Genomic DNA, 24,199 nt, shown 5'->3' with positions numbered 1-24,199 from the left:
ATCTATTTGGTTCCGGTTAGGATCGAAGCGTCGTCTTCGACTTGGCCTGGCACTAGAATGCGATGGCCTTTCGGCAGATCGACCAGCTTGGGTGAGCCAACATTATATTTACTTAAACGCGCTTTGATCAGCGCCGCAATCATCCGCTCCGCGCGCTGTTTTTGATGAGGACGCAGGATCTTGCGCATGCGCAGGAACTCTTCGAGGCGGCTCGGGCGGGTAGGATCGTAGTCGACGCCAAGATTATCCAAAATCAAGGACAGCGGCGCGACCACTTCTGCGCTGAGGCCTTCGGAACGTAAAAATCCGTCTTCCACATAAGTCGTGTAATTACCAACGAGGACATCCTTCGCGCCGGCCCAGACCATATGGCGGCGATCTGCACTGATTGCGGCTTCGACGTGGCTTTGATTGTCTTCGAATATGACAGGTTGTGTTTGACCAAATGCACGCTGAAAAGGCGTGCGTTTCCACAGGCGTATGCCGCTTGCTACCCAGCCTTTGTGGTCTTCGCGCTGCGCGCGTGTTTGCGCGTCTAACCTATCAATAGCGGTTTCTAAATCGCAGAGGCAATCGCAATATAGGTCATACTATTTAGGATAGAGGATCATCGCGGCCGCGAATAATTGCGCGCGGCTTAGTTGATGTTGACGGCGTGGCACATGGCGCGGCAATTGACGCCGATAGCGCGCAGAATAAAAGCCGCCAGGGACTTGGCTGGTCTCCAAAAGTTAGCGGCGATAATCTTTGTACGCTCGTTCATTAGGGCGCTCATCGGCCTTGAAAAACTGGACGAGGGGCTGATCGGAGACGAATTCAGGCTTGGAATAGACTGCGCTGCCAAAGGTTTTAAGCGGGATGCCGCGCCATAGAACCTGTTGCCCTGAGGTTGAGTTCATTCTGACGGCGGTGCGTGAATCATTGAGTAAACGCGCAAGTTTGGCACCGCGCACGTAGTGCACACGGTCCGAAACGCCAAATCGCGCGACCATTTCCTTCAAGGATTTACGCATGGGCACGCGACCATCTTCCAGTGGATGTGCTTTGAAAACCAAATGGTGGTGCTGTGGGGCACCTTTGGCAAAATCGCGGATCACCAGTTCTAGGAAGTTGGTCATGGTGTCGAAGTGGGAATGCATCTGAAAAGAACTGTCATGCTCGAGCTGCAAAAGTGCGAGATGGAAGGGAAAACCATCATTACTGATGCGCCAAGTGGCAATGCGGCATTCAATAACTTGAATTGGCATCAACGGGAGACGCTTTACATAGAGCCCGAATTCTTTGATCATTGGAATATCGCGGTGGGTCCGGAAGTGGCGTTATTGGCCGTGTCGAAACATCACGAACCAATGATAGAGCGCGCCACAAAAAACATGCTGGCGCATACCGCCCCAATGGCTTTGCGGCATCGGCGCTTCCATGTCAGAGCGTTTGAGTGCAGTTTGCATCTCAGACACGGTAGTGTTCATCAGGCGCGAATTGCCATTAGATCCGTCGCGTTCATAGGCCACCCAGAAAGGCCGCATGTGGCCTTCTTCAAAGACATGAACGCGCAGCCCAAGTGCATTGGCACGCGCAACAGCTTGGGCATGCACAGGGCGCGTGTCGCCATAGAGCACGGAGTCAGTGACGACTTTTGGGGCGATAAGCGTATCAAATGTGTTGTCCCAATCCTGCAAAGCACCGCGAAACGGGATGTTGGTGGAGGGTTGAAACCAGAATCCGTGACCGCTAGCATTAAAGCCCAGACGTCACACACCAGCCCCTGCACGATGAAGCATACGCCCCAAGCGCTGAAAGAAAGGACCGTGTGGTCCTTGAAATAGAAAAAACAGGACTTTTCGCCGTTGCGGTGCTCATAGCATACAGTTTACTCGTTATTTGTAAACAATCATAGACCGCCTCTTTGGAGAAATTAAGGCAAAGATTTGCTTTGTTTTCCCCATTTAGTTTGCGGCATAACTTGGAGCCAGTACCAATGTTCACAGGGATCATCACAGATATTGGAGACGTGCGCAAAACTGAGATGCAGGGCGATTTGCTTGCACGGATCGGCACGTCATATGTGACGTCGGGCATTGATGTCGGGGCCTCGATCGCATGCGATGGTGTCTGTTTGACGGTGATTGAGCTGGGCGCAGATTGGTTTGATGTGCAAATCAGCGCAGAGACCGTGAATTTGACCAATATCGGCGCGAACAAATGGTCTGCGGGTCGTCGTCTGAACTTAGAGCGGGCGCTTAAGGTCGGGGATGAGCTTGGCGGGCATATTGTGTCGGGTCATGTGGATGGTGTTGCTGAAATTATTGAGATATATGATGAAGGGGATAGCACGCGCGTAACCTTGCGCGCGCCTGAGGCACTTGCGAAATTTGTCGCGCCTAAAGGATCTGTCGCGTTGAACGGCACATCTTTGACGGTTAACGAAGTGAATGGCACGGATTTCGGGATCAACTTTATTCCGCACACCAAGACGGCGACGACATGGGGTGACGCACAGGTGGGTGATGCTGTGAACCTCGAAATCGACACGCTCGCACGCTACGTCGCGCGCTTGCAAGACTGGGCTTAATGCTGTGCGATCAAAACTTGTCGTTGCGTCGGTGTCTTTGAACAAGACGGCGGGCTTGCTTTATCGGGGCGATAGTACGCGCAGCTTCTATTTCACAGTGCTTTAACTGTGACCGCTTGAGCCCCAATACTGCGGGCGTATCTTTGAGCGCCAAGCTTGGAATTGATGAGAGTGCTTGCGGTCCAAGATAGAGGCTTTCGCTTTTAATCCCTTCAGCTATCAGAATTTCGTGTTGATCGAGCATAATGTGAAAGTACGAAATAGTAATCTTTTACTTTTCAACGTAAATTCCTGGTAATGGTAGAAATGTTATTGAAGGCACAAGCATTTCCTTAACACCAAACATACGTTTAGCAATTGCCCCTTGAACCAAGATGCGATGTTGTTGCGAGATCCGTAAATCACGTGCTGGCAGGTTTGGCCCAAGGGCAACTTGAGAGATGCAAGCTGGACGCAAATTGTGAAGGATCTCAGTATCGCGCGTTTGCCACGTTTTTGCGAAAACCCAACAGATTGGCTCTGGCGTGCCACCAGAAGTTAGAACCAAATCGCTAACAGAGAGGTCTTCGACTTTGCGCTGGCCGGACGGGGTTAAAAGCCGCGTGCCATTTGCAAAGCAAATGTTGGTGCTACAGGGAGTCGGGCTGGCGCTGAAGAAGGTGGTCGTGCCGTCGCCTGTGCGTTGCAGCGATTCACCATTGGTATCATTGCCGAAATTTTAGCCAGCGCCGCTGCGCGTCGCACCCGCAGGAAAGCCGGAATAGCCACCGCCGCCCAGCGTTGGATCATCCAAAGCAACGCCATTGAACGTAGCTTAGATAAAATTGCCCGCACCTGCGGGATCTAGAAGCTTAACGTTGTCACCACCATTGTCGCCCAGTGAGGAGCCACGCCCAGCGTCAAAGAACAAATCGCCCGGATCACCCGTTGGCAATGCGCCGCCCGTTTGCACGCCTGACATAATCATCGCACGTGCATCCGGAGCAAACATAGTGCCAACAGGGAAGGTGAACCAAAGGCCGACACCTGCGTCCCAAAGCTGTAAACCGCCTATGTTTATCGCAGCACCTGAGGTGTTGTAGAGTTCGATGTATTCATCGGCGCTGTTGGCTGTCCCACTGCCATCCATGTCAAAGTTGGGCGCCCCATTTGGGTCAACGAGAATCTTGTTGATGACAATGCTTCCAAGTAATGTATCGGGCATAATAATTGCCTCGCACGGATTAAAATCCAAGAGCTTGATCTAATGTATGTGTGTGTTGTTAAGGTTTTGTAAGGAAACAAAGTGTTTACTCTTTGCGACAAAAAACCTCGCAGATTACCGTTCGATGAAACGCAGTTTGCACCTCCCCCTTGCAGGCCCCCTATGCCAGCACTAAGACTCTGTTAGTGCTTCGTGTGGTAAGCACTCATGAGCAGCAGTAGGCAGGCGAGATATGAACGATCCAATTGATACATACATGAACACATTGGTTCCCATGGTGGTTGAACAAACCAGCCGTGGTGAGCGCGCATACGACATTTTCTCGCGTCTGTTGAAGGAGCGTATTATCTTCCTAAATGGTCCTGTGCATGATGGCATGTCGAGTCTGATTGTAGCGCAGCTTTTGCACCTTGAGGCGGAAAATCCGTCCAAAGAAATATCCATGTATATCAACAGCCCAGGCGGCGTTGTGACCTCTGGTCTGTCGATCTACGATACGATGCAATACATCCGCCCAAAGGTGTCCACGCTGGTAATCGGGCAAGCGGCGTCTATGGGTTCATTGCTTTTGACGGCGGGTGAAAAGGACATGCGTTTTTCTCTTCCTAATTCCCGTGTGATGGTACACCAGCCTTCTGGAGGCTATCAGGGTCAAGCGACAGACATCATGATCCACGCGCAAGAGACACAAAAACTGAAGACGCGTTTGAACGAGATTTACGTCCAGCACACTGGCCAAACCTTGAAGAAAGTTGAAGCTGCGCTTGAGCGTGACAACTTCATGTCGCCTGAAGAGGCGAGAGAGTTCGGCTTGATAGATGAAATTCTCGAGACCCGCCCTAAAACGGTTGATGAAGAGAGCTAAAGAATAGGCGCGTTCACTTCATGTGAGCGCGCTGATTTTTGCGATTGTGGCTTTGGGCTGGCTCCCATAAGCTATGTTAAGGCGGTGCGACACCTGATGTCGCATTTAAGAGTTTTAAGGGCAAGTTGCCCGAAAGGTGATCTATGGCGAGCAACTCCAGCGGCGATAGCAAAAATACGCTCTACTGTAGCTTCTGCGGCAAAAGTCAGCATGAAGTGCGTAAATTGATTGCTGGCCCGACAGTGTTCATTTGTGATGAATGTGTTGAATTGTGCATGGACATCATCCGCGAAGAGACGAAAACCGCCAGTTTGAAAAGCTCTGAGGGGGTGCCTACGCCGAAAGATATCTGCCAAGTGCTTGATGACTATGTGATCGGGCAGGCAACCGCGAAACGTGTCCTTTCTGTCGCGGTGCACAATCATTACAAGCGTTTGAACCACGCTCAGAAAAATAGTGAGATTGAGCTGGCGAAGTCCAACATTCTTCTAATGGGGCCAACGGGTTGTGGTAAAACCCTGCTTGCGCAGACATTAGCGCGTATCTTGGATGTGCCTTTCACCATGGCGGACGCTACGACGTTGACCGAAGCGGGTTATGTCGGTGAAGATGTTGAAAACATTATCCTCAAACTGTTGCAAGCGTCCGAGTATAACGTTGAAAAAGCACAACGCGGTATCGTTTACATCGACGAGGTCGACAAGATCACGCGCAAATCTGAGAACCCGTCGATCACGCGCGATGTCTCGGGTGAGGGAGTTCAGCAGGCATTGCTGAAGCTTATGGAAGGCACCGTTGCTTCCGTTCCTCCGCAAGGTGGGCGCAAACATCCGCAGCAGGAATTTCTGCAAGTGGATACAACGAACATTCTGTTCATTTGTGGCGGTGCTTTCGCGGGTCTCGACAAAATTATAGCAGCGCGCGGTAAAGGCTCTGCAATGGGCTTTGGCGCGGATGTGCGCGACAATGATAATCGCGGAATTGGCGAAATTTTTACAGATCTGGAACCGGAAGACCTTCTGCGCTTTGGTCTAATCCCTGAATTTGTTGGCCGGCTACCAGTTCTTGCGACACTTGAAGATCTGGACGAAGATGCGCTTGTCACGATCCTGACGCAGCCTAAGAATGCCTTGGTTAAACAATACCAACGCCTGTTCGAGCTGGAAAGCACACAGCTAACATTTACCGAAGACGCGTTAAGTGCAGTTGCGAAACGTGCGATTGAACGCAAGACGGGCGCACGTGGTCTGCGCTCGATCTTGGAGGAAATCCTCCTTGATACGATGTTCGAGCTACCGGGCATGGACACAGTGACCGAAGTTGTGGTGAATGATGAAGCCGTCACATCGGACGCACAGCCCTTGATGATTCACGGCGAGCCAGAAAAAGAGCCGGCGTCAGCGAGTTAACGATTGCTCAATGAAATATAGAAAAGGCTGGCAAAATGCCTGCCTTTATGAGTTGTAACGTGTCTAGACGTTTGCGTAAGGATCGGGCATATCTGAGGAAACATGAGCGGAGTGATCCATGGGCTTTGGTAGCAGTATTTTGCGTGTTCTCACGTGGTGGAATGGTCAGACGTTGAACACCCAACTGTTCACATGGCGCAAAGGCGTGCGTGTGGGTGAGGATGAGCTCGGCAACATCTTTTATGAAAATTTTGATAAATCAAAGCGTTGGGTGATTTTCAACGGTGAGATTGAAGCAAGCAAAATCAGTCCTGATTGGCACGGTTGGTTGCATCACACCTGGGACGAGCCACCAACAGACAAACCTTTGCAGCATAAGTCGTGGCAAAAGCCGCATCAGGAGAACCTGACAGGTACTCTTGCCGCCTATGCGCCGGCAGGTTCAATTCGCAAAGCCGAACCAGCAAATCGCAGCGATTACGAAGCATGGGTGCCTAAATAACTCCACTAAGCTGAGGAACGGGGCGAGGCATGACACAAAATACCACTGAAATTGTTGTAGGCGGCTTGGTATTAGCGGTTGCTGTGGGTTTTTTGGTCTGCGCTTCACAAGTAATCGGAATGCATTCAAGCGCGGGCAGCTATCCCTTGATCGCGAGCTTCCGTTCTCTGGAAGGGGTCAGAGTCGGGACCGATGTGCGTCTTGCAGGCGTGAAGATAGGTAGCGTCAAGTCAGTCGATTTGAACACTGAAACCTTCCGTGCGGATACTGTCATCTCCGTCAAAGATGGCATCAAGATTCCAGATGACAGCGCCATTACTATCGCCTCCGAAGGCTTACTGGGCGGCAATTTTGTTGAAATAGTACCGGGTGGTTCGCCGTTTATGTTCGACCCATCTTCGGAAATCGAAGACACACAAAGCGCGGTTAGTCTCGTCTCATTGCTGTTGAAATTTGTGTCTGGATCTGGCGAATGATGCGTTTTTTCAATACCTTTGTGGGTTTGTTCCTGTGTGCAAGCGCGGTTCATGCGCAGCAGGCAGTGTCCTCAGGTACGGGGGCTGAATTGCGTGTGCTTGATAAAGTGAGTGGCCAAAGCTCCAACTATGATCTGACGAGCGGTGGCAAGATGGAGGTCGGGCGGCTCACAGTTGCTTTACGAGCGTGCCGTTATCCTGAAGGGGCACCCTCTAACGACGCTTTCGCCTATATTGAGGTCACTGAAACCGAAAGTGCTGCTTCGGTTTTTGGCGGTTGGATGATTGCTTCTTCACCCGCCTTAAACGCGATGGAGCATTCGCGCTATGACGTTTGGGTCCTGCGCTGCAAAACATCGTGAAGACTGGGTAAAGGCTTTGAGGTAAAGCTGGCGTGCGCTTGCAAAGCCTCATGCAATTGCGTGTGATAGTCTGCACGAGAAATTTCAATAGCGCCTAATGTGGCGAGATGATCTGTCAGAAATTGCGTATCAAATAGGGTGAAGCCGCAGTTTGACAGATGTTTCGTCAGAAAAGCCAACGCAGTTTTGGACGCATCGCGGCGCTTTGAAAACATGCTTTCACCAAAAAAGGCTGTGCCAGCCACAACGCCGTAGACGCCACCAATAAGGTCAGTCTCTTCCCAAACCTCTAAGGAATGGGCATTAGCCATTTTGTGCAAGCTGCTGTAAAGACGTGCGATATCATGGCTTATCCAAGTATCTTTGCGTTCCGCGCAGGCAGCAACGATACCGTCAAAATCTGTATTTATTCGGATGGTCCAATTGGCTGACCGCATGTGGCGCGCCAAAGATCGAGAGATATGAAAATCATTGATTGGTATGATGCCACGACGACGTGGGTCGACCCAAAACAGTTCGGAATCATCCCGCGATTCTGCCATTGGAAAAATGCCCGCTTGATAGGCGCGCAACAGCATTTGAGGTGTGAGTGTCGGAGTTTCATCTCGCATAACTCTATTCTAACCCAAAGTTATGCAAGATGAAGGGCAAAGGTGCAAAAGCAACTATGCCCCTAAGTTCGTTTCTAGCCAATGCTCCAACCAGTGGATGTTGTATCCACCTGAAAGCACGTCTGGCTCTTGCAGTAATGCGTGAAACAGCGGCACGGTTGTGTCAATACCATCCACAATCAATTCGCCCAAAGCACGGTTTAAACGCGCAAGGGCTTCTGGACGGTCACGTCCGTGAACGATTAATTTGCCGATCAAACTATCGTAATATGGAGGAATCGAATAGCCATCGTAAAGCGCACTGTCCATCCGAACACCCAATCCACCAGGGGCATGATATTGTGTGATTTTTCCAGGGCAGGGCGCAAAATTCGGCAGCCGTTCTGCATTGATACGCACCTCGATGGAATGGCCATTAATCACTAGTTCGTCTTGATGGAAAGACATGTCTTGTCCAGCAGCAACCAAAATTTGTTCCCGCACGAGATCGACGCCGAAGATACTTTCTGTGACGGGGTGTTCGACCTGCAAGCGTGTGTTCATCTCGATGAAGTAGAACTCACCGTTTTCATAGAGAAACTCGATTGTGCCGGCACCGATGTAGTCGATCTTGGCGACCGCATCTGCACAGGTTCGACCGATGGCGGCGCGCTCTTCTGGGCTAATAGATGGACCGGGGGCCTCCTCGAAGACCTTTTGGTGACGGCGCTGTAAGGAGCAATCCCGCTCGCCCAGATGCACCGCGCGGCCTTTGCCATCGCCAAATACTTGGATTTCAATGTGGCGCGGCGTCATCAGATACTTCTCGATATAGACTTCGTCGTTGCCGAAATTTGACTTGCCCTCTGCACGGGCAGTCATAAAGGCGCTTTCCATGTCAGCCGCAGTTTGCGCGACTTTCATGCCTTTTCCACCGCCGCCGGCAGTGGCTTTGACAATGACAGGATAGCCGATTTCGTCGCCGATCCGCTTTGCATCCGCCAGCGTTGGAACGCCGCCATCAGAGCCGGGTACACAGGGCACGCCGAGCGCTTTCATCGTATCTTTCGCGGTTATTTTGTCGCCCATCGTACGGATGTGCTGAGCTGTTGGGCCGATGAAGGTCAGGTTGTGATCTTCGATGATCTGTACAAAATTAGCATTTTCGGACAGGAATCCATAGCCTGGATGGATCGCTTGCGCGCCGGTAATCTCACAGGCTGCAATGATCGCGGGAATGGAAAGATAGCTTTCCGTTCCAGGCGGCGGGCCGATGCAAACGGCCTCGTCAGCCATGCGCACATGCATCGCATCCGCATCCGCCGTGGAGTGCACAGCAACAGATTCGATGCCCATTTCACGACAGGCGCGAATGACCCGAAGAGCAATTTCGCCGCGATTGGCGATCAGTATTTTATCAAACATATCAGCGCCTTATTCGATGATAACCAAGGGAGCACCGAACTCAACAGTAGAGCCATCTTCAACCATGATACGGGTCACCTTGCCCGAACGTGGCGCTGGAATATGGTTCATTGTCTTCATCGCTTCGACTATCAGCAGCGTGTCGCCTTCAGATACCTGCGCACCGACGGTGACGAATGCGGGCGTGCCTGGTTCGGCCTGCATATATATGGTGCCAACCATCGGGGAAGTCACTGCACCTGGGTGGGAGGCTGGATCATCCGACGCGGGTGCCGCCGTCGCCGCAACAGCAGGAGCCGCGATTTGCGCGGGTGCCGCAGCTGCAGCCAAATGAACAGGAGCAGCCATCATTTGCGGGTTCGCACGACTCACACGCACGTTCAAACTGTCATCCTCAGCATATGCGCGTTTGACTTGCAGTTCTGTCAGGTCATTTTCGCGCAGCAATTCTGCAAGCGCTTGAATGAATGCAACATCGGCCTCGTGTGATTTGTTTGTCATGCTATTTCAATGTCCCTGATCTTGGATCTTCGCTGGCTACGCCATCTTTGTCGCAACGCTTATAGTGCAAGTCGTCTTGGGTGAAAAGATCTGGCGTTTTTGTACTTTGCGCGACTTCAGAGGCAAAGTTAGGGGGAATTTGACGGTGCGTTTGCACTTATTGTTTCCATTCGGATGTGGGCCGCGGGTAGTCTGTTGGGAATAATTTAAGAGAAGGGCAAATCCCGTGAATATCGTTTCTTGGCTGACGCGCCGTGCAGAACAATCCCCGAATGCGCCAGCGCTCTTTGTTGGTCGCGCTTGCGTTTCCGATTACGCAGAATTTGACAGGCGCGCGCGGGTAATTGCGGGGTGGATGATAAGCGTTGGCACTAAATCGGGTGATCGTGTCGCGATATTTATGGAAAACGCGCCGGAGTATCTCTACGTTCAATATGCGGCTTGGTATGCGGGAACGGTGATCGTGCCTATCAACGCCAAACTTCACCCGAAAGAGGCCGCATGGATCATTGAAAACTCCGAGGCAGCTTTGACATTTACCAATGCCTCAAAGGACGATCTTTTGATTGGTGCGGGCGTGGTCGGGCAGGTTGTTGATGTCGGTGACAAGCGGGGAAACTTGTTTGATGATGCCAAGCCAGTCACGACCCATGTGCACCGAAAACCCACTGACCTCGCTTGGCTTTTTTATACCTCAGGTACAACTGGCCAACCGAAAGGGGTGATGATCACGCATCGTATGCTGGTGTCTATGTCGCTGAATTATATCTCAGATGTGGACGTGGTAAGTGACGCGGATAGTGCGCTTTATGCGGCCCCGCTGTCGCATGGTGCGGGGCTTTATAATATGGTGCATGTCCTAAAAGGCGCGCAGCATATCTTTCCTGCAGTGCCGGGTTTTGATCCAGCGGATGTGCTTGAATTGACTGAATATTTTGGCGCTGTCCACATGTTTGCGGCCCCCACGATGGTGAAGCGATTGACGCGACAGGCGATTGAAGCGGCGCAAATCGGCAAAGGGTTGCGCACAATCGTCTATGCGGGCGGACCGATGTATCAGGCTGATATCATAGAAGCGGTTGATCATTTCGGCGATATTTTCGTGCAAATCTATGGCCAAGGTGAATGTCCGATGGGCATCACCGCCTTGTCACGCTTTGATGTTTCGGATCGCACGCACCCCAATTGGCAAGCGCGTCTTGGCTCTGTCGGGCGGGTGCAGTCCTCTGTCGAGGTACAAATCAAAGGTGCCGATGGGCTTTGTGATAGGGACCAAGTCGGCGAGATAATCGTGCGCGGCGACACTGTCATGCCCGGCTATTGGCGCAACGAAGCGGCGAGCGCACAAACGATAATTGATGGATGGCTGATGACGGGTGACATGGGATCGATCGATGCCGATGGCTACGTCACACTAGTAGATCGATCAAAAGATGTCATCATTTCAGGTGGTTCGAACATCTACCCACGCGAAGTGGAGGAGGTACTTCTCACCCATGAGACGATTTCTGAGGTCTCTGTTGTCGGTCGTGCGCATCCTGAGTGGGGCGATGAGGTGGTTGCATTTGTCGTGCCCATCGCTGGCTCTTCTATTGATATGGAAGCGCTCGATACGCATTGTCTTTCGCAGATCGCGCGTTTTAAGCGGCCTAAGGAGTATATCGTACTGAGTGAACTGCCTAAGAATAACTATGGTAAAGTGCTTAAAACCGAGCTGCGCAAGTTGCTTTAGATACATAAAAAGCCCCGTTACTCGTGAAACGGGGCCTTTGAAAAGCAGATTTGGTAACGACCTACGCGCCTGTGCGGTTCGCAATCAAGTCATCTACGACCGATGGATCGGCGAGTGTAGATGTATCACCAAGCGAGCCTGTATCGTTCTCGGCAATCTTTCGCAGAATGCGGCGCATGATTTTGCCAGAGCGGGTTTTTGGCAGGCCCGGTGCCCATTGAATTACGTCAGGCGACGCGATCGGGCCTATCTCAGTGCGCACCCAAGTGCGCAGCTCTTTGCTCAACTCTTCTGTTGGTTCTTCGCCGTTCATCAATGTTACGTAGCAATAGATGCCTTGGCCTTTGATGTCATGCGGATAGCCGACGACAGCGGCTTCAGCGACTTTCTGATGTGCAACCAGTGCGGACTCAACTTCGGCTGTACCCATCCGGTGGCCAGAGACGTTGATCACGTCGTCGACGCGACCTGTAATCCAGTAGTCACCGTCGTCGTCGCGTTTTGCGCCGTCACCTGTGAAGTAATAGCCTTTGTAATCGGCGAAGTAAGTTTTCTGGAAACGCTCATGATCGCCCCAAACTGTGCGCATCTGGCCGGGCCAGCTGTTCTTGATGCAAAGCACGCCTTCAGCTGGATTGCCTTTAATTTCTTCACCAGTGGTCGGCTCAAGAATGACAGGTTCAATGCCGAAGAACGGCTTCATCGCAGAACCGGGTTTCATAGCATGTGCGCCGGGCAGGGGAGTCATCAAGTGACCGCCTGTTTCCGTCTGCCACCACGTATCGACGATGGGGCAACGACCCCCGCCGACGACTTCATTGTACCAGTTCCATGCCTCTGGATTGATCGGCTCGCCCACCGTGCCAAGGACGCGCAGGGAGGAGAGGTCAGCTGCTTCCACGAAGGAATTGCCTTGACCCATCAACGCGCGCAAAGCGGTAGGGGCAGTGTAGAATTGGTTCACTTTGTGCTTTTCGCAGACCTGCCAGAAGCGTGATGCATCAGGGTAGGTTGGTACGCCTTCAAACATTACAGTTGTCGCGCCATTCGCGAGCGGGCCGTAAACGATATAAGAGTGGCCCGTGACCCAGCCCACATCTGCGGTGCACCAAAACACGTCGTTCTCTTTATAATCGAACACGACTTCATGGGTGAAGGAGGCGTAAACGAGGTAACCGCCTGTGCTGTGCACTACGCCTTTGGGCATGCCAGTGGAGCCGGATGTGTAGAGGATGAACAGCGGGTCTTCAGCATTCATTTCTTCCAGCGCGCAAACGTCAGAAGCTTCTGCGGCGAGAGCGTTGTAATCGAAATCTCGGCCATCGACCCAAGCAATGTTGCCACCTGTGCGCTTCACCACCAAACATTTCACACTGTCGCCGCAGTTTGCGAGCGCAAGATCCGCGTTGGATTTAAGCGGCGTTGCTTTGCCGCCGCGCGGCGCCTCGTCTGCGGTGATCAGCAGCTTTGCCTCAGAACCGTTTATGCGTGCTGCCAAAGCATCAGGAGAAAAGCCTGCAAAAACAATAGAGTGGATTGCGCCGATCCGCGCGCTTGCAAGCATCGCGTAGGCTGCTTCTGGGATCATCGGAATGTACAGAACGACACGGTCACCTTTGCCAACGCCCATATCCTTAAAGATATTAGCCATGCGGTTTACATTGGCGCTCAGCTCGTTATAGCTGATATGCTGCGCGGCTTCTTTGGGATCGTCGGGCTCAAAAATGATCGCCGTTTGATCGCCGCGCGTTGCAAGGTGGCGGTCGACGCAATTGGCAGCCACATTCAATGTGCCATCGGCGTACCAATTGATATCGACGTTGCCAAAGCTGTAATCGACGTTTTTCACCTCTGTAAAGGGCTTGATCCAATCAACCCGTGCGCCTTGTTCTTTCCAAAACGCATCTGGATCCGCGACGGAGGCCGCGTACATCGCTTCATATTTGGCGCTATCAACATGTGCATTTTTGGACATGTCGGCGGAAGGGGGGAAAGTATCGCTCATGGGATCGGCTCCATTCTTCAGGTATGCTCGGGCAGGGCGTAAATCCCCCTCAAGCGTCATTCAATGTGTTTGAAATGACAAGGTCCAGCTCGGCGCTGCCTGCTGGACCTTGTTTTGTTTAGATCGCGAGGTATTCGGCGCGAAGCTCTTCGTTCTCAAGCACCTCGGAGGCGAGACCGTCAAACACGATGCCACCCGTATCAAGGATCACCGCACGATCTGCGAGTTCGAGTGCGCGGACCGCGTTTTGCTCAACTATCACTGTGGTCATGCCTTGCTCTTTGATCAGGCGCAGGGTCTTTTCGATCTCGTCCACGATCACAGGGGCGAGGCCTTCGTAAGGCTCATCGAGCAGCAGCACTTTGATGTCACGTGCAAGGGCGCGCGCGATGGCAAGCATTTGCTGTTCGCCACCAGAAAGCGTGATGCCCTCCTGATTGCGGCGCTCACGCAGGCGTGGAAACAAATCGTAGAGACGATCCAGTGACCAACCGATTGGTGGTGCGATTTGCGCTAGCTTGAGGTTTTCCTCTACCGTGAGACCCGCGATAATGCGGCGGTCTTCTGGAACAAGGCCAAGGCCGTTGGTTGCGGCCTCATAGCTTTTCATATGGTGCAAAGGCTTGTGATCAAGCCAGATCTCACCATGCGACACTTGTGGCTCATCAAGGCGTGCAATCGCGCGCAAAGTGGTGGTCTTGCCCGCGCCGTTGCGACCCAAAAGGGCAAGAATTTCGCCCTCATGGATCTTAAAGCTGATGCCTTGGACGATATAGCTTTCGCCGTAGTAGGCGTGCAAATCCCAAACATCCAAATAAGCGGGCGCAGTTGTCGCGTGGTTCACACCAGTGGAGGCTTTCGCAGCAGTGGTCATGTCAAAAACTCCTATGCCGTCTCGCCAAGATACGCTTCGCGCACTTTGGGGTGGCCTTTGATATTGTCTGGTGTGTCTTCCACAAGCGGTGTGCCTTGCGCAAGAACGGTGATGCGCTCCGCCAAAGAGAAAACAACGTGCATGTCATGCTCGATGATCGCGATTGTGATGTCGCGCTCGTCTTTGATCTGCTTGAGCAAGTCGATGGTATTGTTCGTATCCGCGCGCGCCATGCCGGCTGTTGGCTCATCGAGCAGCAGCAAACGCGGCTCTTGGGAGAGGCACATGCCAATCTCAAGACGACGCTTGTCACCCCGGCTCATCGCGGCGGCATGCATGTCGCGTTTGTCGGCCATGTTCATCTCTTCGAGCATTTGCATCGCACGGTCGCCGATCTCTTTATCGCTTTGGACCGACCCAATGGCGTTCAATTCGAACGCGCCATCACGTTTGGCAAAGCAGGGGATCAACATATTTTCCAAAACCGTCAGATCGCCAAAGATCTCAGGAGTTTGGAAAACGCGGCTGATACCCATCTGGTTGATCTCGAACGGTTTGCGCCCCAGCACCGATTGCCCGTCGAACATCACGGAACCCGTGTCAGGGATCAGTTTGCCGACAAAACAGTTCAGCAGCGTGGATTTACCAGCCCCGTTTGGTCCGATTATCGCATGCACCGAGTTTTCTGCGACCGAGAGATTCACATCGCTCAAGGCTTGTAGGCCGCCAAAGCGTTTGCCTACGTCTTTTACTTCAAGGATACTCATTGTTTTGTTTCCTTATTCCGCAGGTGTGGTTGCTTTTGACGTATCCGCGCCATCGTCATCCTTTTTACCGCGCTTGAATAGCGTGGCAATGCGCTGTCCGCCTTCAACAAGGCCACCGGGCAAGAAGATAACAACCATCATGAACAACAGGCCAAGCGTGAGGTGCCAGCCTTTGCCGATGAAAGGGTGAATGATTGTAATGACAAAGTTCTCAAGGCCATCGGGCATAAAGCTGAACCAGCCGTGCAGAACATTGTCGTTGATCTTGGAGAAGATGTTTTCAAAGTACTTGATGAAACCTGCGCCAAGAACAGGGCCGATCAACGTGCCCGCACCTCCAAGTATAGTCATCAGAACGACCTCACCTGAGGCTGTCCACTGCATACGTTCTGCGCCTGCAAGAGGATCCATCGACGCCATAAGACCACCCGCAAGACCAGCGTACATCCCAGAGATCACAAAGGCCGCAAGCGTGTAAGGACGTGTGTTCAAACCAGTGTAATTCATCCGTTGCTGGTTGGATTTCACCGCCCGCAGCATAAGCCCAAAAGGCGAGCGGAAGATGCGGATTGCAAGGTAGAAGGCAACAAGCAAAGCAACCGCACACAGGTAGTAACCGACATTAAACTGGAATGCCCATGCGCCAACATCCATCGTGTAGGTCGAGCGCATTTCGAGGCCAAACAAACCTGTCACCGGGATGGAGCCATCCGCAGTCTGGCTAATGCCAAGTACGCGTGGATCGTTCAGTGTCAGTTGCAAACCCGTTTCACCGTTGGTGATGGGAGTTAGAACTGAATATGCGAGGTTGAAGCTCATCTGTGCGAAAGCAAGCGTCAGGATCGAGAAATAGATGCCTGAACGACGCAAGCTGACATAGCCGATGAGGAGCGAGAATAGACCCGCCACAACAACTGACAGTGCAATCGCAGGGATGACGTTCATGCTCAGAAGTTTGAACATCCATACCGCAGAGTAGGATCCGACACCCAAGAAGGCAGCATGACCAAAGCTAAGGTAGCCTGTGAGACCGAACAGGATGTTGAAACCAATGGCAAAAATACCAAAAATTACAAAACGCTGCATCAGGTCTGGATATCCCGCGTTGAACTGCGCCATCGCGCTGTCTGTGGGGAAGGGGTTCAGGATGAAGGGGGCGAGCAATGTCAGTCCCACAACAACCAGCAACAAAGTTGCGTCTTTTTTAGCTAAACCGAACATGGATTTACTCCTCCATCACGCCTTTGCGGCCCATAAGGCCACGCGGACGCGTCAGTAGAATGAGAATAGCGACCACATAGATGATAATTTGGTCGATGCCGGGGATCAGGCTTTTGATTTCGTTCATGGAAGCAAAGCTTTCCAAGATACCAAGCATGAAACCCGCGAGAACAGCGCCGGGCAGGGAGCCCATACCGCCTACAACAACCACAACGAAGCTAAGCACGAGGAAATCCATGCCCATGTGATAGTTTGGCGAGTTGATCGGCGCGTACATAACGCCAGCAAGACCCGCGACCGCAGCGGCGAGGCCGAACATGATCGTAAAGCGCTTGTCAATGTTGATACCCAAAAGGCCAACAGTTTCTCGATCCGCCATGCCGGCACGAACAACCATCCCGAAGGTGGTGAATTGCAAGAAGGCGAAGACAGCACTGATGATCAGTGCAGAGAAACCGAAGTAGACCAAGCGCCAATAAGGATAGATGATCGTGTTTGGATCAAAGCCAAGCAAGACACCAAAATCAAAGCTGCCTTTGAAGACTTCCGGCGCACCCGTGGGGATAGGGTTCGCACCGTAGAAATATTTGATAACTTCCTGCAAAACGATCGCAAGACCAAAGGTTACGAGGATCTGGTCCGCATGTGGACGTTTGTAGAAATGCTTGATCAATCCACGCTCCATAATGAAACCAATGGCGATCATAACCGGGATTGAGAATAGGATTGCAAGGGGGACTGACCAATCAATAATGGCGGCACCTGCTTCGGGTCCGAACCAGCTTTCGACATAAGGTGTTTTGATTTCAGCAGGTTGGCCGAGGAAGTTGGTCTCGGTCTTGCTCAAAGTGACAGTGCTGAGCGACAGAATGCGCTGAAGCGTTACCGCGCAAAACGCACCGATCATAAACAATGCGCCGTGCGCGAAGTTTACGACACCGAGCGTGCCGAAAATGAGAGTAAGGCCTAGCGCGATCAGCGCATAAGCCGAGCCTTTGTCGAGGCCGTTTAGAATTTGAAGGATGATTGCGTCCATGGTCCCCACCAATATGCTTAGGGAAAGCGCTGCGACATCTGTGCAGCCTCAAACTTTGAGAGAGTGTAGGGCGGAGTAAATCCGCCCTACGAAAGCCAATTGGCTTATGCGCCTGGGTTACATGTACCCAAAGCACCACCCGCGAACATTGGGTGATCGGGCTCATACGTAACCTGAGCCGCTGGCGTAACTTCCACAACTTCCAAGAGGTCGAACTCGGATGTTGGGTTTTCTTTACCGCGCACAACCAGAACGTCTTTGAAGCACTGGTGATCTGCTGCACGGTAGAGTGTCTTGCCGTTGCCAAGACCGTCGAACTCGAAGCCTTCGAGTGCTTCGGCAATGCCGCACGGGTTGAAGGTACCTGCACGCTGCGCTGCGTCTGCATAAAGCATTGTCTGGCAGTAAACTGTGTGCGCCGCCTGTGAAGGAGGGAAGCCGTACTTTGTACCGAAAGACTTAACGAATGCTTTAGAAGCGTCGTCCTGCAGGGACCAGTGCCAGTTTGTGGAGCCGTGGATGCCTTTTACGTTTGCGCCCGCACCCTTCGCCATCAGGCGAGAGTAAAGTGGAACAACAATTTCGAAGTTCTTACCGTTAACCTGCTTATCACGTAGACCGAACTGAACAGCGTTTGTCAAAGAGTTGACCATGTTTCCGCCGTAGTGGTTTAGAACCAGAACGTCTGCACCGGAGTTCAGAACAGGCGCAATGTAGGATGAGAAGTCTGTGGACGCGAGAGGCGTACGCACTTTGTTGACTGTGTTCCAACCCATTGCTTCGGTTGCCGCAGCGATCGACTCTTCCTGTGTCCAGCCCCATGTGTAGTCAGCTGTCAGGTGGTAAGCGTTACGGTCTGTACCATAGAGGTTCTTGAGAACCGGCGCCAAAGCTGCCGCAGACATATAACCGTTAAAGAAGTGACGGAAGCCATTGGCTTTCTTGTCTTTACCAGTAGTGTCGTTGGAGTGCGTGAGGCCAGCCATAAATATGATGCCAGCTTCTTGACAAAGGCCCTGAACAGCAATCGCAACACCAGAAGAAGAACCGCCAGTGATCATCACTGCGCCGTCTTTTTCGATCATGGACTTCGCGGATGCACGCGCCGCGTCAGATTTCGTCTGCGTGTCGCCTGTGACGTACTCGACTTTCTTGCCGAGAATGCCGTTACCCGTAAGCTCTTTAGAGCTAAAGGTGTTCATCATGCCGCCGTCGCCGCCGCCATTGAGGTGCTCAACTGCAAGCTCATATGCGCGCAGCTCGTCTGCGCCCTCGTCTGCGTAAGGACCAGACTGTGGAACGTTGAAGCCGAGTGTTACCGTATCACCCTGTGGTGCGTTGGTATAACCGGCGTGGTTTGCAGCGGACAGATACGTTGGCAATGCCAAGCCTGCGCCCGCAACGGCGCTTGTCTTCAAAAGACCGCGACGTGTGAAGTTACTTGTGGACATGAAAATCCTCCCATTTTTTTAAAGAGCGGTGATCTGCTCCTCCGCAGATCGCCACAATGCACAAAGTGCTGCTCGTTTATGGACGTTTGTTAGAAAACTTCGCAACAAGTGCCTTAAGAAAAACAATTATTTTGTCAACGAATACACAATACTGTAGTATACTTTGTAAATTAATTATTCTGCGCCGCGGAAAGCTGTTGAAAGAGTGAAGGAAATTTCATGAGCCGTGATACCCTAACCGGCAGCCGCATTCGTGAACGGCGTTTGATCCAAGGTATGAAGCAGGCAGACCTCGCGCGAAGGACGGAGATATCTGCGTCCTATCTCAACTTAATCGAGCATAACCGTCGCAGAATCGGTGGTAAGTTATTACTCAGAATCGCAGCTGCCTTAGACGTAGAGCCAAGCGCTCTAAGTGAAGGCGCGGAAGCTGCTTTGCTCGCGTCTTTGCGCGAGGTCGCCGCCGGATATCCTGATCACGCGATTGAACTGGATCGGACGGAAGATTTTGCGGGCCGTTTTCCGGGCTGGGCGGGTTTGATTCAAGGCTTGGCTGCGCGTCAAAGTTCGCTTGAGCAAACCGTTGTCTCAATTTCCGACCGCATGACCCATGATCCGCAATTGGCCGAGGCGCTGCATGATATGTTGGGGGCGGTGACGGCTATTCGCTCCACGTCGTCCATCCTGGTTGAAACGGACGCGATAGAAACGGAATGGCAAGATAGATTTCATCGCAACATCAATGAGGATGCCAAGCGGCTGACAGAAAGTTCGCAGGCTTTGGTGTCCTATCTCAATAGCGAGGTGTCTGAGCCGCAAGAGGTGACAACCCCGCAGGATGAAATTGAAGCGTTCTTCATGCGTCATGCCTATGCGTTTAATGATTTGGAGCAGGCGGCAGACACCCAAAACGCACAGGACATAATCACCACATTGATAGCAGAGGCCGCGGACATTCTCGTATCGACCTCTGCGCAGGCACAGGTTTCCATGCATTTGTCACGATATTGGCGAGATGTGCAGTTGCTATCATCCAAAGCGTTATTGGATGAGATTTCCAAAGTTGGCTTGGATCCCGCACACATTGCCCAAACCTCCGGCGTTGATCTTGGCTGTGTCATGCGTCGTTTGGCCAGTCTTAGTGGCAACGCCTTGACGCCGCTGCTACAAGATGCAGGCTACGCTCTCTCAGAAGAAGGGCTAGGGCTTGTGGTCTGTGACAGCTCGGGCACTTTGACGTTTCGCAAGCCGCTGAGTGGGTTTGCGCTACCAAGGTTCGGCGCCGCCTGTCCGCTTTGGGTTTTGTATCAAGCTATATCGCGCCCGATGATCGCCTTGCGCGAGGTTGCCGAACTCAAAGGCCGTGAGATCGCGCATTTTGAAACACTCGCGATCTCGACGCCCTTAACGCCGCCGCAATTTGGTGCAGTGCCATTGTTTGAGGCGCATATGCTGATCTTGCCTTTGGCTTCGGTAAACCAAAACGAAACGCGTACAAGACCCATTGGAACAAGCTGCCGCATTTGCCCGCGCGAGAACTGTCAAGGGCGGCGCGAACCTTCTATCCTCGCGAGCGGGCTTTAAAAACCTGTTTGTTTCCATTGCAACTGCATCGCGTTTGCCTAAACTCTGTTTACGTTTTGTGGCGCGGGACATCCCAGCGCGTAAAAGCCAAGGGGAGTGAGACGTCGGATGAGCAAACATGTTCTGTTGATCGAAGACGAGCCGAATATCATCGAAGCGGTCAGTTTTTTGCTGTCGCGTGATGGGTATAAAGTGTCGACGCATTCCAATGGACATGATGCGTTGGAGGTAATTGAGGCGAAACAACCGGATCTTCTTATCCTAGATGTGATGCTGCCTGGGCGTAGCGGCTTTGACATTCTCGCCGATCTGCGCGGGCGCGAAACGGGCGAGGGCATTCCTGTCCTTATGCTCACCGCGCGCGGGCAAACCAAAGACCGTGAAATGGCGCAGCGCATCGGTGCGACCCGTTTTATGACGAAGCCTTTCTCTAACGCAGAAATTATCGAGACCCTCAATGAGATGAGCCTCGCTTGAGCGCGCAGGACGAAAAGCCCACGGAGACGAGTTTGCAAGCCCGCGTCTTTCTAGAGCGCCGCAGCTACAGACAAAGACGCCTAATTGATGCTGCACGGATCTTGCCTGTCGTGGGCATCGTGCTGTGGTTTGTACCACTGGTCTGGCCAAGCGCTGAGGAAAACGGCGAAATTTCGACATCAAGTGCATCGACCTATATTTTTACGATTTGGATAGGACTGATCGTCGTGGGGGCTTTAGTTGCTTGGCGCATGGCACCTGCGGACGAAAGCCCAACCAAGCCAAGCGGTCCTATGGATGAAAGCGCTTTCGAAACACGAAGACGCGATCGGACAGGGTGATGAATGTTCTGATTGTCGTCTCGCTTGGCTATGTTCTGGCGCTTTTCACCGTCGCTTTTATGGCTGAACGCGCAGCGCGATCCGGTCGCATCAAATGGCTACGCGCGCCTGTCGTCTATACATTGTCTCTGTCGATATACTGCACGGGTTGGACCTTTTATGGCGCGGTTGGATTTGCTGTACGTTCAGGTTTGGAGTTCATCACGATCTACTTGGGACCGTCGCTTGTTATGCTTGGTTGGTGGTGGACCGTACGCAAACTGGTGCGGATAGGGCGGACCCAGCGCATTACCTCTCTCGCGGATCTGATTTCGTCGCGGTTTGGTAAATCTAATTTGCTGGCTGTGGGTTTGACCCTACTCGCAGTGACGGGCACGACACCTTATATTGCGCTGCAATTACAATCAGTCACGCAATCCTATGCGGTTTTTGCGGAAGCGTCCCAAGACGGATTTAACCAGACGAGTCAAACCACGACAGCCCTTTGGGTGGCCATTGGTCTGGCGCTGTTCACCATTTTGTTCGGAACCCGCAAACTTGATGTGAACGAGCGTCATGACGGTGTGGTCATGGCCATCGCGGTTGAGGCGGTGGTGAAGCTTATCGCATTGATGGCTGTGGGGATCTTTGTGGTTTGGGGGCTATCGGGCGGCATTGGACCGATGCTTGAAAAGATCGACGCCTCCGAGATTGGTACGTGGAATGTCAGTGGCGGGCGTTGGGCCGGTCTTACTTTTTTGTCTGCTGCGGCCTTTATTTGCTTGCCGCGCATGTTCCATGTGATGGTCGTCGAAAATGATGACGAACGCCATCTACGCATGGCCTCATGGGCGTTTCCTGCCTACCTGATGTTAATGAGCTTGTTCGTCCTGCCCATCGCCGTCACGGGTTTGGATTTGCTGCCCAAAGGGTCAAACCCCGACATGTTCGTGTTGACCGTTCCCTTAAGCCAAGGCCAGAATGGTTTGGCGATGCTCTCTTTCCTAGGCGGTTTGTCATCGGCTACGTCAATGGTGATTGTGGCGTCAATCGCGCTCTCAACGATGGTGTCTAACCATATTGTCATGCCGATTTGGCTGTCGTTCACCGGCGCGGGGGCGAGCATGTCGGGCGATGTGCGCTACATCGTGTTGTTGTCGCGCAGGCTTTCTATCGCCGCAGTGGTGATGCTGGCCTATTTCTACTTTGTGCTATCGGGCGGTGGCTCCGCACTCGCGGCGATTGGTCTGGTGTCCTTTGTTGGCGTCGCCCAAGCGCTTCCTGTCATGATTGGTGGTATTTTCTGGCGTGGTGCCACGCGCATTGGTGCATTAAGCGGCCTCTCTATCGGTTTTGTCATTTGGATCTACGCGCTGTTTTTGCCCAGCCTCGGAGTGGGTGTTGTGGTCTCTGAAGCGATGATGGCAAGTGGGCCGTTTGGTCTCACATGGCTGGCACCGCACGCTTTGTTTGGGGTCAAAGGTATGGACCCAATCTTGCACTGCTTGCTCTGGAGCATGCTGTTGAACAGTTTTGCCTTTGTAGTGGTCTCTCTGTGTAGCTTTCCAGCGCCCTTGGAGCGGTTGCAGGGTGCACAATTTGTGAACGTGTTTGATCACGCGCGATCTGCGAAAGAATGGTCAAGTGGTGCCGCACAATCCGAAGACTTGATGGTCATGGCGCAGCGCATTCTAGGCGCACGCGAAGCACAGTCCCTTTTCGGATTAGAGGCGGCACGACAAGGCGCACAAGGGTTATTGCCCGAACCGACACCAGAGTTTCTTGGCGTGTTAGAGCGCGAATTGTCAGGATCTGTGGGGGCGGCGACGGCCCATGCCATGGTCGGGCAAATCGTCGGCGGTGCGTCGGTTTCGGTCGATGATTTGCTGGCTGTCGCGGATGAGAGCGCGCAGATGATGGAATATTCCAGCAAGCTCGAAGCGCAATCCACAGAACAACGACGCACAGCCGAAAAATTGCGTCAGGTGAACGAGAAGCTTACGCAACTTTCTGTTCAAAAGGACGGGTTTCTCAGTCAGATTAGCCACGAATTGCGCACGCCGATGACATCAATTCGCTCGTTCTCTGAAATTCTGCGCGACAGTCAGGACATGGCCGACATTGATAAGGCGCGTTATGCGGGGATTATCCACTCGGAAACGCTGCGGTTGACGCGTTTGCTCGACGATCTGTTGGACTTGTCCGTGTTGGAAGCGGGGCGCGTGTCGCTTAACCTGTCTCATAAAGTCTTGGAAAACGTGATTGAGGGGGCAATTTCGTCTGCAGGACTAAGCGACGAAAACCCGCTTTTGATCAGACGCACCCCAGCACGCGAGGACATTCTTTTGCACACAGACGTAGATCGCTTGGCGCAGGTCTTTATCAATGTGATCTCAAACGCACAGAAGTATTGTGACGCAGATCCGCGCCAATTAACAATAAAAGCCTTTCAATCAAAGGGACTGGCGACGGTCGATTTCATCGACAATGGCAGTAAAATTGACCCAGACATGCGTGATGTGATCTTTGAAAAGTTTTCGCGCGTTGGAGAAACCAAAGCGGGTGGGGCAGGGCTTGGCCTTGCGATTTGTCGTGAAATCATGACGCGATTGGGCGGCGATATTGTCTATCTGCCGGGCCAGGATGGCACTGCTTTTAGGGTGCAGTTTCCAATAATTTGTGAAGGCCAAGCCGCTTGATAGTAAACCTTTGGCAAGACTTTAGCTTTGATGAATCTAATAACTGGGAAACTGAATTGGCAAAAAACAACCTTGGCGCTCACTTGTAACGTGTTGGAGGCAGCACAATTTCACCCAATCCGAGTGT

22 protein-coding genes and 2 pseudogenes are annotated in these 24,199 nt (G+C 52.4%); 11 read left to right on the top strand and 13 right to left on the bottom strand.

What is annotated here, in order from left to right; all coding sequences use genetic code 11:
- Nucleotides 1-2 precede the first annotated feature (2 nt).
- Both QZ280_RS13070 and QZ280_RS13065 read right to left on the bottom strand, forming a co-directional pair.
- A complete protein-coding gene (locus QZ280_RS13070; protein ID WP_293444882.1) occupies nt 3-368 on the bottom strand; it encodes a hypothetical protein in 366 nt (121 codons plus the stop codon).
- 291 nt (nt 369-659) lie between these two features.
- Nucleotides 660-1,748: pseudogene (locus QZ280_RS13065) on the bottom strand (capsule biosynthesis protein CapA); the annotation flags it as partial.
- A gap of 230 nt (nt 1,749-1,978) precedes the next feature.
- Here QZ280_RS13065 and QZ280_RS13060 point away from each other — a divergent pair.
- Nucleotides 1,979-2,572: a riboflavin synthase gene (locus QZ280_RS13060; protein WP_293444880.1), complete on the top strand. Its 594-nt coding sequence runs from the start codon at nt 1,979-1,981 to the stop codon at nt 2,570-2,572.
- 10 nt (nt 2,573-2,582) lie between these two features.
- On the opposite strand, the pseudogene QZ280_RS16455 reads toward QZ280_RS13060, so the two are convergent.
- Together QZ280_RS16455 and QZ280_RS13055 are read right to left on the bottom strand one after the other, a co-directional pair.
- Nucleotides 2,583-3,194, bottom strand: a pseudogene (locus tag QZ280_RS16455) (Hint domain-containing protein).
- Between the two features lie 192 nt (nt 3,195-3,386).
- On the bottom strand, nt 3,387-3,776 hold the full coding sequence (locus QZ280_RS13055) for a lamin tail domain-containing protein (protein ID WP_293444878.1): 390 nt from the start codon (nt 3,774-3,776) through the stop codon (nt 3,387-3,389).
- 232 nt (nt 3,777-4,008) lie between these two features.
- Here QZ280_RS13055 and QZ280_RS13050 point away from each other — a divergent pair, with 232 nt between their 5' ends.
- The 5 genes from QZ280_RS13050 to QZ280_RS13030 all read left to right on the top strand — a co-directional run bounded on the left by QZ280_RS13050 (nt 4,009) and on the right by QZ280_RS13030 (nt 7,390).
- Nucleotides 4,009-4,641: an ATP-dependent Clp protease proteolytic subunit gene (locus QZ280_RS13050; protein WP_293444877.1), complete on the top strand. Its 633-nt coding sequence runs from the start codon at nt 4,009-4,011 to the stop codon at nt 4,639-4,641.
- 143 nt (nt 4,642-4,784) lie between these two features.
- Nucleotides 4,785-6,050, top strand: coding sequence for an ATP-dependent Clp protease ATP-binding subunit ClpX (clpX, locus tag QZ280_RS13045; RefSeq protein ID WP_293444876.1), 1,266 nt, complete (start codon nt 4,785-4,787; stop codon nt 6,048-6,050).
- Nucleotides 6,051-6,168: 118 nt separating this feature from the next.
- Entirely contained in the window at nt 6,169-6,552 is a 384-nt protein-coding gene (locus tag QZ280_RS13040) for an NADH:ubiquinone oxidoreductase subunit NDUFA12 (RefSeq protein ID WP_293444875.1), read from the top strand.
- A 29-nt stretch (nt 6,553-6,581) separates the two neighbouring features.
- Nucleotides 6,582-7,028, top strand: coding sequence for an outer membrane lipid asymmetry maintenance protein MlaD (mlaD, locus tag QZ280_RS13035; protein WP_293444874.1), 447 nt, complete (start codon nt 6,582-6,584; stop codon nt 7,026-7,028).
- On the top strand, nt 7,025-7,390 hold the full coding sequence (locus QZ280_RS13030) for a DUF2155 domain-containing protein (protein WP_365734696.1): 366 nt from the start codon (nt 7,025-7,027) through the stop codon (nt 7,388-7,390). The genes mlaD and QZ280_RS13030 overlap by 4 nt, the downstream gene beginning before the upstream one ends.
- On the opposite strand, the gene aat is transcribed toward QZ280_RS13030, so the two are convergent.
- Genes aat through accB form a run of 3 tightly spaced genes read right to left on the bottom strand, consistent with a single transcriptional unit; the run spans nt 7,354 to nt 9,906 of the window.
- The gene (aat, locus tag QZ280_RS13025; protein WP_293444873.1) at nt 7,354-8,001 is read right to left on the bottom strand and encodes a leucyl/phenylalanyl-tRNA--protein transferase; all 648 of its coding nucleotides are present in this window, start codon (nt 7,999-8,001) and stop codon (nt 7,354-7,356) included. The two genes, QZ280_RS13030 and aat, sit on opposite strands and share 37 nt — an antisense overlap.
- A 54-nt stretch (nt 8,002-8,055) precedes the next feature.
- The gene (gene accC, locus QZ280_RS13020; protein WP_293444871.1) at nt 8,056-9,405 is read right to left on the bottom strand and encodes an acetyl-CoA carboxylase biotin carboxylase subunit; all 1,350 of its coding nucleotides are present in this window, start codon (nt 9,403-9,405) and stop codon (nt 8,056-8,058) included.
- Between the two features lie 9 nt (nt 9,406-9,414).
- Nucleotides 9,415-9,906, bottom strand: a complete 492-nt coding sequence (accB, locus tag QZ280_RS13015; protein WP_293444869.1) for an acetyl-CoA carboxylase biotin carboxyl carrier protein — start codon at nt 9,904-9,906, stop codon at nt 9,415-9,417.
- A gap of 226 nt (nt 9,907-10,132) precedes the next feature.
- Between accB and QZ280_RS13010 the strand changes: the two genes are divergently transcribed.
- Complete coding sequence (locus tag QZ280_RS13010; RefSeq protein WP_293444867.1) at nt 10,133-11,638, top strand: AMP-binding protein; 1,506 nt, start codon at nt 10,133-10,135, stop codon at nt 11,636-11,638.
- A 61-nt stretch (nt 11,639-11,699) separates the two neighbouring features.
- Here QZ280_RS13010 and acs read toward each other — a convergent pair whose 3' ends face one another.
- The 6 genes from acs to QZ280_RS12980 all read right to left on the bottom strand — a co-directional run bounded on the left by acs (nt 11,700) and on the right by QZ280_RS12980 (nt 18,992).
- On the bottom strand, nt 11,700-13,643 hold the full coding sequence (gene acs, locus QZ280_RS13005; RefSeq protein ID WP_293444865.1) for an acetate--CoA ligase: 1,944 nt from the start codon (nt 13,641-13,643) through the stop codon (nt 11,700-11,702).
- Nucleotides 13,644-13,761: 118 nt separating this feature from the next.
- Nucleotides 13,762-14,517: an ABC transporter ATP-binding protein gene (locus QZ280_RS13000; RefSeq protein WP_293444863.1), complete on the bottom strand. Its 756-nt coding sequence runs from the start codon at nt 14,515-14,517 to the stop codon at nt 13,762-13,764.
- Between the two features lie 11 nt (nt 14,518-14,528).
- On the bottom strand, nt 14,529-15,284 hold the full coding sequence (locus tag QZ280_RS12995) for an ABC transporter ATP-binding protein (RefSeq protein ID WP_293444861.1): 756 nt from the start codon (nt 15,282-15,284) through the stop codon (nt 14,529-14,531).
- A gap of 12 nt (nt 15,285-15,296) precedes the next feature.
- Nucleotides 15,297-16,505: a branched-chain amino acid ABC transporter permease gene (locus tag QZ280_RS12990; RefSeq protein WP_293444859.1), complete on the bottom strand. Its 1,209-nt coding sequence runs from the start codon at nt 16,503-16,505 to the stop codon at nt 15,297-15,299.
- Between the two features lie 4 nt (nt 16,506-16,509).
- On the bottom strand, nt 16,510-17,541 hold the full coding sequence (locus tag QZ280_RS12985) for a branched-chain amino acid ABC transporter permease (protein WP_293444857.1): 1,032 nt from the start codon (nt 17,539-17,541) through the stop codon (nt 16,510-16,512).
- Between the two features lie 104 nt (nt 17,542-17,645).
- Nucleotides 17,646-18,992: a substrate-binding protein gene (locus QZ280_RS12980; RefSeq protein ID WP_009830097.1), complete on the bottom strand. Its 1,347-nt coding sequence runs from the start codon at nt 18,990-18,992 to the stop codon at nt 17,646-17,648.
- 219 nt (nt 18,993-19,211) lie between these two features.
- On the opposite strand from QZ280_RS12980, the gene QZ280_RS12975 reads away from it, so the two are divergent.
- The 4 genes from QZ280_RS12975 (at nt 19,212) to QZ280_RS12960 (ending at nt 24,072) form a co-directional block, all read left to right on the top strand.
- Nucleotides 19,212-20,576 (top strand): helix-turn-helix transcriptional regulator, encoded by a 1,365-nt coding sequence (locus QZ280_RS12975; protein ID WP_293444855.1) that lies wholly within the window; start codon nt 19,212-19,214, stop codon nt 20,574-20,576.
- A gap of 108 nt (nt 20,577-20,684) precedes the next feature.
- On the top strand, nt 20,685-21,053 hold the full coding sequence (locus QZ280_RS12970; protein ID WP_293444853.1) for a response regulator: 369 nt from the start codon (nt 20,685-20,687) through the stop codon (nt 21,051-21,053).
- Complete coding sequence (locus tag QZ280_RS12965) at nt 21,050-21,394, top strand: hypothetical protein (RefSeq protein WP_293444851.1); 345 nt, start codon at nt 21,050-21,052, stop codon at nt 21,392-21,394. The genes QZ280_RS12970 and QZ280_RS12965 overlap by 4 nt, the downstream gene beginning before the upstream one ends.
- Nucleotides 21,394-24,072 carry an ATP-binding protein gene (locus QZ280_RS12960; protein ID WP_293444849.1) on the top strand — a complete coding sequence of 893 codons (2,679 nt, stop codon included), beginning with the start codon at nt 21,394-21,396 and terminating at the stop codon, nt 24,070-24,072. The genes QZ280_RS12965 and QZ280_RS12960 overlap by 1 nt, the downstream gene beginning before the upstream one ends.
- Nucleotides 24,073-24,199 lie beyond the last annotated feature (127 nt).

The organism is Planktotalea sp. (assembly GCF_018607995.1).
In the GTDB taxonomy this organism is placed as follows: domain Bacteria; phylum Pseudomonadota; class Alphaproteobacteria; order Rhodobacterales; family Rhodobacteraceae; genus Planktotalea.
The sequence above is the reverse complement of the archived record's forward strand: the minus strand, read 5'-3'. Positions and strand labels throughout refer to the sequence as shown.

Coding starts and splice junctions, on each gene's coding strand:
- QZ280_RS13070 (WP_293444882.1), bottom strand. CDS start 368: ATGGTCTGGGCCGGCGCGAAGGATGTCCTCGTTGGTAATTACACGACT.
- QZ280_RS13060 (WP_293444880.1), top strand. CDS start 1,979: ATGTTCACAGGGATCATCACAGATATTGGAGACGTGCGCAAAACTGAG.
- QZ280_RS13055 (WP_293444878.1), bottom strand. CDS start 3,776: ATGCCCGATACATTACTTGGAAGCATTGTCATCAACAAGATTCTCGTT.
- QZ280_RS13050 (WP_293444877.1), top strand. CDS start 4,009: ATGAACGATCCAATTGATACATACATGAACACATTGGTTCCCATGGTG.
- clpX (WP_293444876.1), top strand. CDS start 4,785: ATGGCGAGCAACTCCAGCGGCGATAGCAAAAATACGCTCTACTGTAGC.
- QZ280_RS13040 (WP_293444875.1), top strand. CDS start 6,169: ATGGGCTTTGGTAGCAGTATTTTGCGTGTTCTCACGTGGTGGAATGGT.
- mlaD (WP_293444874.1), top strand. CDS start 6,582: ATGACACAAAATACCACTGAAATTGTTGTAGGCGGCTTGGTATTAGCG.
- QZ280_RS13030 (WP_365734696.1), top strand. CDS start 7,025: ATGATGCGTTTTTTCAATACCTTTGTGGGTTTGTTCCTGTGTGCAAGC.
- aat (WP_293444873.1), bottom strand. CDS start 8,001: ATGCGAGATGAAACTCCGACACTCACACCTCAAATGCTGTTGCGCGCC.
- accC (WP_293444871.1), bottom strand. CDS start 9,405: ATGTTTGATAAAATACTGATCGCCAATCGCGGCGAAATTGCTCTTCGG.
- accB (WP_293444869.1), bottom strand. CDS start 9,906: ATGACAAACAAATCACACGAGGCCGATGTTGCATTCATTCAAGCGCTT.
- acs (WP_293444865.1), bottom strand. CDS start 13,643: ATGAGCGATACTTTCCCCCCTTCCGCCGACATGTCCAAAAATGCACAT.
- QZ280_RS13000 (WP_293444863.1), bottom strand. CDS start 14,517: ATGACCACTGCTGCGAAAGCCTCCACTGGTGTGAACCACGCGACAACT.
- QZ280_RS12995 (WP_293444861.1), bottom strand. CDS start 15,284: ATGAGTATCCTTGAAGTAAAAGACGTAGGCAAACGCTTTGGCGGCCTA.
- QZ280_RS12990 (WP_293444859.1), bottom strand. CDS start 16,505: ATGTTCGGTTTAGCTAAAAAAGACGCAACTTTGTTGCTGGTTGTTGTG.
- QZ280_RS12985 (WP_293444857.1), bottom strand. CDS start 17,541: ATGGACGCAATCATCCTTCAAATTCTAAACGGCCTCGACAAAGGCTCG.
- QZ280_RS12980 (WP_009830097.1), bottom strand. CDS start 18,992: ATGTCCACAAGTAACTTCACACGTCGCGGTCTTTTGAAGACAAGCGCC.
- QZ280_RS12975 (WP_293444855.1), top strand. CDS start 19,212: ATGAGCCGTGATACCCTAACCGGCAGCCGCATTCGTGAACGGCGTTTG.
- QZ280_RS12970 (WP_293444853.1), top strand. CDS start 20,685: ATGAGCAAACATGTTCTGTTGATCGAAGACGAGCCGAATATCATCGAA.
- QZ280_RS12960 (WP_293444849.1), top strand. CDS start 21,394: ATGAATGTTCTGATTGTCGTCTCGCTTGGCTATGTTCTGGCGCTTTTC.